The 8,920-nt window shown below is 69.9% G+C and carries 5 protein-coding genes and 2 pseudogenes; 4 read left to right on the forward strand and 3 right to left on the reverse strand.

Going from position 1 to position 8,920, the window contains the following annotated elements:
• The 4 genes from E1294_RS49275 to E1294_RS49285 all read left to right on the forward strand — a co-directional run.
• A partial coding sequence (locus tag E1294_RS49275) for a hypothetical protein (protein WP_220448392.1) occupies positions 1 to 297 on the forward strand: 297 nt, incomplete at its 5' end.
• 141 nt (positions 298 to 438) lie between these two features.
• On the forward strand, positions 439 to 1,470 hold the full coding sequence (locus E1294_RS53820) for a hypothetical protein (protein ID WP_165977921.1): 1,032 nt from the start codon (positions 439 to 441) through the stop codon (positions 1,468 to 1,470).
• Positions 1,467 to 3,884: a lanthionine synthetase LanC family protein gene (locus E1294_RS49280; protein ID WP_165977922.1), complete on the forward strand. Its 2,418-nt coding sequence runs from the start codon at positions 1,467 to 1,469 to the stop codon at positions 3,882 to 3,884. Before E1294_RS53820 ends, E1294_RS49280 begins: the two co-directional genes overlap by 4 nt.
• Positions 3,885 to 4,334: 450 nt before the next feature.
• Positions 4,335 to 5,012 (forward strand): SDR family NAD(P)-dependent oxidoreductase, encoded by a 678-nt coding sequence (locus E1294_RS49285; protein WP_132519393.1) that lies wholly within the window; start codon positions 4,335 to 4,337, stop codon positions 5,010 to 5,012.
• A gap of 183 nt (positions 5,013 to 5,195) precedes the next feature.
• Here the strand turns inward: E1294_RS49285 and E1294_RS53825 are convergent.
• The 3 genes and pseudogenes from E1294_RS53825 to E1294_RS57620 all read right to left on the reverse strand — a co-directional run.
• Positions 5,196 to 5,344, reverse strand: a pseudogene (locus tag E1294_RS53825) (IS701 family transposase); the annotation flags it as partial.
• A gap of 94 nt (positions 5,345 to 5,438) precedes the next feature.
• Positions 5,439 to 6,683 (reverse strand): hypothetical protein, encoded by a 1,245-nt coding sequence (locus E1294_RS53830; protein WP_281284623.1) that lies wholly within the window; start codon positions 6,681 to 6,683, stop codon positions 5,439 to 5,441.
• 703 nt (positions 6,684 to 7,386) lie between these two features.
• Positions 7,387 to 8,820, reverse strand: a pseudogene (locus E1294_RS57620) (AAA family ATPase); the annotation flags it as partial.
• Positions 8,821 to 8,920 lie beyond the last annotated feature (100 nt).

The raw sequence follows: 8,920 nt of genomic DNA on the forward strand, positions 1-8,920 counted from the left end.
CCACCACCCCCGCCTCCACCTCCGCCGTGTGGTGTGCCCAGCGCGTTCATCAACTTCGACCCGGCCGACATCTGGGACCCGATCCTGGACCGCGTCGAGCTGCCGCGTGTGCAGCCACGTCTGCTGCTCGACGCGGCCGACCTGCCGCTACTCAAGCGCGATCTGGAGGTCAAGCTCAAGATGGCGCAGTACGCCCAGGACGCCGCGGCACGCGCCCGTGAGCAGGTCGAGGCGCAGCTGCGTGACCTGGCCACCGCCGAGGATCAGCTTGCGCAGCTGCCGGACGACGACCAGTAACGCAGTTACGTGAGCGGCCCGCCACCCGCTTCTCGGGACGCCATGATCTACCGCGCTAACCGCGAATACTCGGCGGTCCTGCTGGACCGGCTTCCGCCCGACGAGCAGGCCGCGCTGCGCAGCGGTCATCCGGACGGTGACGTGTACGGCGCGCTCGTGCCACGCGCCGGATCTGACCTCGCGGTGCGTTCGCTGTCGTTCGAGACAGCGCTGTTGTTCTTCGCGTTGCTCGAACCGGGTCCACTCCCGGCCTTCGCGGCGCGCAGCATCAGGGAATCGGGCGCGACCGTCCAGCGGCTGCTGCTCGACGGCATTCTCGAGGTCGCGGACGGCGATGGTTTCGTCTCCGGCCCGCGGTATCTCGCGGGCAGGGTGGCCGCCGCGCAAGCAGTCGAGCCACCCTCGCAAGACCAGTCGATCGCTGCCCTGCGTTACGCCCAGGCCTTGGGCCCGCTACCGGAGGATGACCTGGCACTGCGTCTCTACGGTTACGGGAGGCGTCCGCTCTCACCCGGCCTTCGTCGGCGGCTCCCGGATCGGGCGGCTGTCGCCTCGGCCCTCGGCGCGGACCGGGTCGGCGACGTCATGCGCGCCTGCAGCTGGATGGGCAGCGAGGACGAGCACTGGTATCACTGGCTCGCTCCACGGCCGGACAGCTCGACGATCGCCGACTCGCCACAGTACAAGCTGTACGTGAGCCCACTTCCTGCGGAGACGCCCGAGGCTCTCGACCAGGTGGTCCGGGCGTGTGGCGCGGGCGCGCGCGTGATCGGGTTCAAGGTCGCAGCCGGTCTCGGTGGGTTCTGTCGGCCCGATCGCATCGTCGCTTACTTCGCCGACTTCGCCGCGCTGTCGGCGTTCGCGAAGGAGCTCTCGGCGGACGTGGCCGGGTTCACTGGTCTCGCGGTGCCATTCACGGCGCCCATCTCCGCCGACGGGCTGCTGTCATGGGGGGCGGATCCACCGCGTCCCGCACGTGGCGCACGGTCGACGAGCTGGCGGATGTGGTTGTGCCGCCGGCTTGCGCACTACCTGCGGGTGGCGCGCGCCGCCGACACCGGGGCGCTGGAACCGTGGCAGTTCGCGTTGCATCGGTTGCAGGTCAGCGGCATCGACGCCACATCGTGGACGCCGTCGCCAGCGTCGTGGACCGAGGTGCTCGAGACCGGATGACGATGACGTCCGCCCAAGCGAAGCTTGTCCTCCCGACCGACGTCGTCATCACGCCGGTCGATCAGGTGCCGCGCGAGACGCGGGCTCGCTTCGAACACGCTGACGGCGACTACTGCGTGACGCGTCCGCACAGCCGCACGACTACCTGCGTCGTGAGCGGTCCGACCGCCGAGCTCCTCGAGCGTTTCCGCACCCCGACATCGATCGTCGACGCTGTCGTGGAGTTCGCCGTCGCGTCGCAGCGCGACGCCCATGACGTGCTCCAGGAGTCCTTCCCGGTCCTGAGCGCGCTGGCCGCGGACGGGTTGCTGACGCTGGAGGGAGATGTCGCAGCCGAGGCCGTTCGGCCGCTCTGGGCCTCGGGGGACCGCGTCGCCGACATCACGATCGTGCGCTGCGTCCGGGTGCTCGACGACACCGAGGTCTATCTCGGGCGCACAGAGCGCGGGGAGTTCGTCGCGGTGAAGCGCCCGGGCCGGTCGCCGGGACCGAGCGCGTTGACCGCGCTGCGTCACGAGGCCCGGGTGTTGAGCCGTCTGGCCGGCAGAGCCGGTCCGGCGTTGCGGCAGGTGGAAGACGACGGCGACGGGGAACCGGCCCTGGTGCTCGGCTGGGTTTCGGGGGTTGATCTGGAGACCGCCGGGGCTGACCTCCGCGGGCCCGAGCGTCGCGCCGAGCTGCTCAACCTTGCCGCGGGGGTCCTTGACTGCTACGCCGGTCTGCACGCCTGCGGGGTCCTCCACGGCGACGTGCACCCCCGCAACGTCCTGGTAGGGCCGGACAACGAGGTTACCGTCCTGGACTTCGGGGCGGCGTGTCTGCCGGACGTCGGCGGTGCGCCGGTCCGCGGCGGCATCGACACCTATCAGGCCCCGGAGATCGCGCGGGCTCGCCAGCAGACCGGGTTCTTGCCTGAACCTTCTGCGGCCTCGGAGCAGTACTCGCTGGGTGCGCTGGTGTACCTGCTCATTACGGGGGGTGCTACCCATCTGTTCTCACTGCAGCCCGGCGAGATGCTGCGGCAGGTGATGGCCGACGCCCCGTTGCCGTTCGAGCACTACGGGCTCAGCAGCCCGGCGGTCGAGCGGTGCCTGCTCCGCGCGCTGGCCAAGGAGCCCCACGAGCGCCACCCGTCGGTCCACGAGTTTGCCGACTCGTTCCGCCACGCCGCCGCCGCAGATCTGCGGGCAGCCCCACGGGCGCTGCGGCTGGGCCTCGATCAGGCCGCCGAAGGGCTCGACCAGGCGTTGACCGACCTCAGCCCGACGGGGAATCGGCAAAGGAACGGACTGCCGGCACCGACAGCCTCCATCGGCCACGGCGCCGCCGGGCTGGCCTACGCGCTGCTTCACGTCGCGCACGCGCTCGACCGCCCGGACGTGCTCGCCACCGCCGATATGTGGTCGACACGGGCTTTCCTGTCCGAGACCGACGCGAACGCGTTCCGCGACGACAGCCGCGGCATCGGGCCTTCCCTGTTCGGGAACGGATCGCTGTTCCACCACGCCGGGGGCGTCCACCTGGTGCACGCCTTAGTCGCACACGCCCGCGGGGACTCCCAAACCTGCCGGACCGCTGTCGACTCCTTCCTACGCTGCGCACAGCCCGACGACGCCCTCGACGTGGCCTTCGGCCGAGCGGGCCTGCTCATGGGCTGCACCACTCTGGTCTCGCTCCTGGGGCCCGAGCAAGAACTCATCGCGAGGGGCACCGCGATCGGAGACGGCCTTTGGGCCGCCCTCACGGACCATCCCACGCTGAAGACGGGCGATGGGATCACGCTGCTCGGCGCGTCGCACGGCTGGGCCGGCATGCTGACGGCCCTGCTCCGTTGGAGCACGGCGACCTCGACCCCGCCGCCGGAGGGGTTGGCCAACCGCCTTCAGGAGCTTGCCGAATTCGCGCGGCCCCTGGGGCGAGGGCTGGTGTGGCCACGAAAGTCCGACGGTAGTGGCGACGACGCGATCCTCAGTGCGAGCTGGTGCAACGGCTCGGCCGGTTACGTCGCCTTGTGGACGGCGGCCGAGCAGGTGTTCGCCGGCGATCAGGCCCAAGCAGATGCACTAAGTTACGGCGACCTCGCCCGCGCGGCCGCCTGGCACGCCTACGAGGCCTCCGGGTCCGCACCGGCCGGCGTCTGTTGCGGATTGGCGGGGCGGGGTCTCGCCCTGATGGCGCTTCACCGGCACACCGGGGAGCCGGCATGGTTGGCGAGAGCCCGATTGCTGAGTGCACGTGCCGCCTCTGAGTCGGCCCTGGGTCGCGGGACTGCGCCGAGTGCGGAGCGCCGAGTTGATGTGGTGGAGTCGAGCGGCAACCCAGGCCTGCTCCACGGACCGATCGGACCGGCGTTGCTCACCGCGCAGCTCGTTGCTCCTGACAACGCCGTCCTCAGTATCGCGGGTGCTTGGTGAGCGCCCCAGCGGGACGTCGTAGCCCTCGACATCGGGAGAAGTGACCAGTTACTCGGCGGCCACCGAGACAGGCGAGGTCGCCAGGGCGGGCAGGTACGGCGCATCGGGCAGCATCGGTTCGCTCTCCCAGTCGCGGCGGGGGTGTTCACGAGAGCGGATGACCTGGCGGAATAGGCGCCGTTTGAAGCGCTTCCCGCGTGCAGGTTGATTTTTTTCCCAGTGCTGTCGGGTGGACTTGCACGTGGAACGCAAGCGGTTCTCTCGGCAGGTGCCGTTCCCGTGCAGGACATCAGCGAGCAGAAGGGTCCGTCCGGGGGCGCGGGTCTGCGTGTGTCCGAGTACGGGTTCAGGTTCGAAGCCAGGTGTGGACGGGACGGTAGTACACGAGGTTGTGTGCCGCTTCCCTGACAGGCGATGATCAGCTACTGCGCCGCGGAGAAAGGGAGCCTCATGGGAAATGTGCTGGTGACTGGGGCCACCGGAGGGATTGGGACGGCACTGGTCAGCGCGCTTGTGGAGGCGGGGCACCGGGTGATCGCCGTGGGGCGCGATGTCGGGCGGCTGGATGTGCGCGGCATCGAGGCGGATCTGGCCGAACCCGGGACCCTGGCTGCCGCGTTGGGAGCACTGGAGGACGCGGGAGAACTGCAGGACGTGCAGGCGCTGGTGCATTGCGCGGGAATCTCTCCCGTCGAAGCCGTTGCCGAGGCAGTCCCCGAGACGTGGCGGCGGACGCTGGCGGTGAACGTGGCCTCCGCCGCCGAGTTGGTGCGGCTGACGTTGCCCGCGTTGCGGCGGTCCAGGGGGCATGTGATCTTCGTCAACGCCTCGCCCGGGATGACCGGTGTCCCCCGTTGGTCGGCGTTCGTCGGCAGCAAGGCGGCACTGCGGGAGTTGGCCGATTCTCTGCGCGAGGAGGAGGCAGCCCATGGGATACGTGTCACCACGGTCTATCCCGCAGCGACGGCGACCGACCTGCTGGGAGAGGTAAGGAGCGCCTTTGGGCGCCCATATGATCCCGAGCTGTGCATCCGGCCGCATACGCTGGCGGCGATGATCGTCTGGGCGCTGAGCGCGCCGGCTGACTCCTACGCCTGCGAGCTGTCCGTCCTGCCGTCGCCGCGCTGAGCTTCTTGCCTGGGAGTTGGGCTGCCGCTTTTCCGCGACAACGTCGATCACGTCTGCCGCCACGTCGTCCGCTACATCGCCGAGCCGGGTGGTTCGATCCGGTCCGCGGAGGTGCACGACGCCTGCCGGGAGCACCAGAGCGCGCTGGCCGCACCGGCCTTCGATTGCTCCGCCGCATCAGCACGCGGTGCGCAGCAGGCGTTGCATCGTCTGCGGGCCGGTCAGCCCGGCGAGCAGTTCTTACGGTCGAGATCGGACAGCAGCCCACGGACGTAGGCGGTGGCGGTGCGACGCGGCTCTATGCGGCCGAAGCGCCCGGCGATCCGGCCCATCAGGTCGTTGAAGGTGACCATCCAGCCGTCAGGGTCTACAGTGTCGGCAACGGCCATCCCGCAATCTTCAGATGTCTTCACAAACTCCGAATGATCACGTGGTGGCCGCCTCTATGCGACCTCCGCCGCCAAGATCGCGAGGAGTCACTGGCGTACTAGCTAGGCCACCCGGTTGCCGAGGGTGTCGGCGCGGGAACTGGCGTAACCGTGAAGCAGTTTCAACCATCGACGTTGCGCTCGATGGTGTGGCGAGGGCGTGCTGCTGTCCGCCGGGCTGTGGAGCGCTTGCCTGGTTGTGCTCTGACATGTCCCGGCTTGAATAATGTTCGGCCACCTGTCGCTGCGCGTGCTCAGCTCGCGCGGCCTGTTCTATGTCGCGCCGGTCTGGCGGCAGGTCAACGCGCCGCGTCTGCTCTTCCTTCACTGCGGCAAGCTCTTGTTTAAGGTCGGATCGAGCGGCGCGGGCCTTCTGGGCGCGAAAAGCAGCCTCGGTGACGTCGCCGCTTCGAGCACTGCGCTGGATCGCGTCGAAGTCGCGCTCCAGGTCGTCGTGGCGGCGGCGTACCAAGGGCCAGATGACCTGAGGTGGGGCCTCATCAGCGGTCTGGCGGGCGATCTGTTGCAGTTCCGTGCCGCGCTCCAGGACCTCTTTGAGGCGTGCATGCTGGCGGGCCTGACGGTCGAGAACCTCGGGGAGTTCGCTCTCCAGTTCGCGGCGGCGGGCTCGGTGCCAGGGCCGCAACGCGTCGAGTTCGCGAGCGATGGCCAGCTCGCGCTGGCGCAGTTCCTCCAGTTGCTGCCGGGTCTCGGCGATGCTCTGGCGCGCCCGCTGCAGTTGTTGTTCGGCGGTGGCCGCAGCCTCCACCCGGCGCACCTGCTCGATCAGCCGCTCGCGTTTGGCCAGCAGTTCTCGCTCGGCTCGGCCACCGCCTTCGCGGGCGAAGCGGTCTTCGTCCCGTTCGGCGGCCCTTGCTTTGGCGTCCGCGGCGGTGATCTGCTCATCGAGGTCGTGCAGACGCGCGGCAAGCTCGGCCTCGGGCAGCAGGCCCACGCCGTAGCGGGATTGGGAAAGCGCCAGCAAGGCGGTGGCTCGGCGCACCGAGCTCAGCGCCTTCTGCTCGACATCGTCCCGGGCAGCGCGTTCAACGCTGTCCGGGGTGTTGGAGCTGGCCGGGCCTTGGACCTCGTTGGCGTCGAGATCGTGCGTACGGGCGCGCTCGGCCTCGCGACGGGGTTCGGAACGTTCGGCGCCACGGCCCGGCTTCGCGGCCTTCTCCGGTGGGGCCGCAATGGGGTCGGGTTCGGGCGTGAGGAAGGCGTCGGTGCGTGTGTCCTCCAAACTGGCGGCATAGGCGGACAGGGCTCGCTGCAGTTCGTCGGCCTCGCTGCGAACCTGGCCATGGCGGACGCGGTCCGCGTCGGTTTCCAGGAGTTCCCGCGGCAAGTACAGGCGGGCGGTTTCCCGGTCGCGGGTCATCGCCGAGTACAGGGTGTGCGGGTCCAGGCCCATGCCGTAGATGAGCGCGTGCTCGGCGGTGAGTCCCCTGGGCGGCCGCCACGGTCATGGCCGTGCCGTAGGACAGGCCGCCGTTGGCGATGTAGGACGGGCCGATCCATTCGCTGGCCAGGCTCGGCCCATCGGGGCCGGTGTAGCGCCATTCGACCTGGACCCGGCCACGTTCGTCGATGGCCGTCACGTGGCCGCGGTAGCCGTTGAGCACGTCGCGTTCGGCTTCGCCACGGCGGGCACGATAGTCGTTGCGGCGTACGCGCACGTGGTCGCCGACGGCCAGGGCGATGCTGCGGCCGCCAGCGACGCGATAGACGCGGTCGGGGCCGGTGATTTCGCCCTGCTCTCGCCGTACGGCGCGGGCGGCGAGGTTGATCCGGTCGACGGCGGCGTTGGTGCCGGCGAGCACCAGCACCCCCGCCAGTTCGTCGTGCACGGCCTCGGGGGCGCCGGTGCGGTACGGCTCGCGAGCCGCAGCCCAGTCGGCGACCAGGCGGGCCATGGTGTCGGCTGCCCCACGGCCGGCGTGCACGCGGCCGCCCTGCCCCCACGCGCGCAGAGCTTCGTGTTTCTGGTCGGCCCTCCACAACTCGACCGCCTTGCGCTCGATGGGGTCGCGCTGGCGGCGGTTCTCCCGCAGAATAAGGCTGGCGATCTGGCGGTGGACGGCGCCGAAACCGCCACCGACACCCACCGCGCGCAACTGCGCCGGGTCGCCGATGAGGACCATCTTGGTGCCGGTCCGCTCCGCCTCACCCAGCAGCGTGGCGAGCTCGCGGTCGTCGACCATCGCGGCCTCGTCGACCACCAGCACGTCCACGCCGGTCAGACCCGGCCGCTCAGCGTCGCTGATCCGCTGCAGCCAGGTAGCGATCGTTCTGGAGGAGATGCCGGACTCGGCGGTCAGGTTGGCAGCCGCCACCGCGGCGGTGGCCGCGCCCCGCACCACCAGACCGCGTCCCTCGAACGCGGCACGGGCGGCGGCCATGAGCGTGGTCTTGCCCGCACCAGCTACCCCGATGACCGCCTCCACGCCGTGCCCGGCGGTCAGCACCCGTTCCAGCGCAACCCGCTGCTCATCAGACAGCTCCAAGCCGTTGGTGACCTGGAAGGTGCCGAGGGCCAGCCGGACAACGTCGGCACCCACCACCGCCGTACCGGTGTCGTAGCGCCGGCGGACGCTGTCGAGGATCGCCTGCTCGGCGTGCAGGATGTCGTTTGAGGTGTAGCGGTCGGAGTTGGTCAGATGGCTCGCGCCGGAGTCAGGCAGCCGAACTGCGGGCCCGCACGCCAGAACCTCATCGGTGAGCGCCTCGGCCTCGGCCAGATCGCGCACCCCGTCGGGCAGCGCGTCGATGACGGCCGCGAGCACGTCAGCACGGGTGACCACCTTCCGGTGAGCGGTCAGGCCGTGCTCGGGACGCCAGATCCACGCGGCGATCTCTTGCGCGCTGGGCCGCTCCGGCAGTACCGCGCGACCGTGGCGGCAGGAGTGCACGAGCTCCGCCGCGTCGACGTCGACGGCCGCCAACTGGCGCTGCCAGTCCGCGCGTAAATCCACCTGCTCCAGGTCCGGCAGCCGAGCCTGCCGGGACTCGGCAGCAGCCACCTTTCTGGCCTCGCGCGAGGCCTCACCATAGCTGGTGCCGAGCTTGGTCAGCAGCGCCTTGACCTGTCCGTCCCGCTTGGAGAACAACGTACGCACCCGCTCGGGGATCGCAGCGATTTCCCACGCGCCCGTGTGCGGATCGCGCTTCCACGCGATGCCGTACCGCTGTGTCAGCACCCGGCGGATACGCGCCTTGAGTAATGCGTCTGCGGCGTGGGCGTGACGGTGGATGTCGCGGCCGCCAGCGCCGATCGCCGACCACTTGCCGTCGTCGCGGCCGCGCACCATGTTCGCGATGGTCACGTGCGCGTGCAGATGAGGGTCGGGTGTCGGGGGCTCGCCCCGACATGTGGACACCGGCTGTCATGCGGCGAGCAGCACTCTATCGATGGTCTGCTGCTCGTAGTCGATCGGGCTGCGGTAATCGAGGGTGGAATGCCTCCTTCGGGTGTTGTAG

The sequence above is a fragment of the Nonomuraea diastatica genome (assembly GCF_004349015.1).
Classification (GTDB): Bacteria; Actinomycetota; Actinomycetes; order Streptosporangiales; family Streptosporangiaceae; genus Nonomuraea; species Nonomuraea diastatica.

What these genes read in the sequence shown, in the direction of transcription:
- E1294_RS49280 (WP_165977922.1), top strand. Translation starts at nt 1,467, where the DNA reads ATGACGATGACGTCCGCCCAAGCGAAGCTTGTCCTCCCGACCGACGTC.
- E1294_RS49285 (WP_132519393.1), top strand. Translation starts at nt 4,335, where the DNA reads ATGGGAAATGTGCTGGTGACTGGGGCCACCGGAGGGATTGGGACGGCA.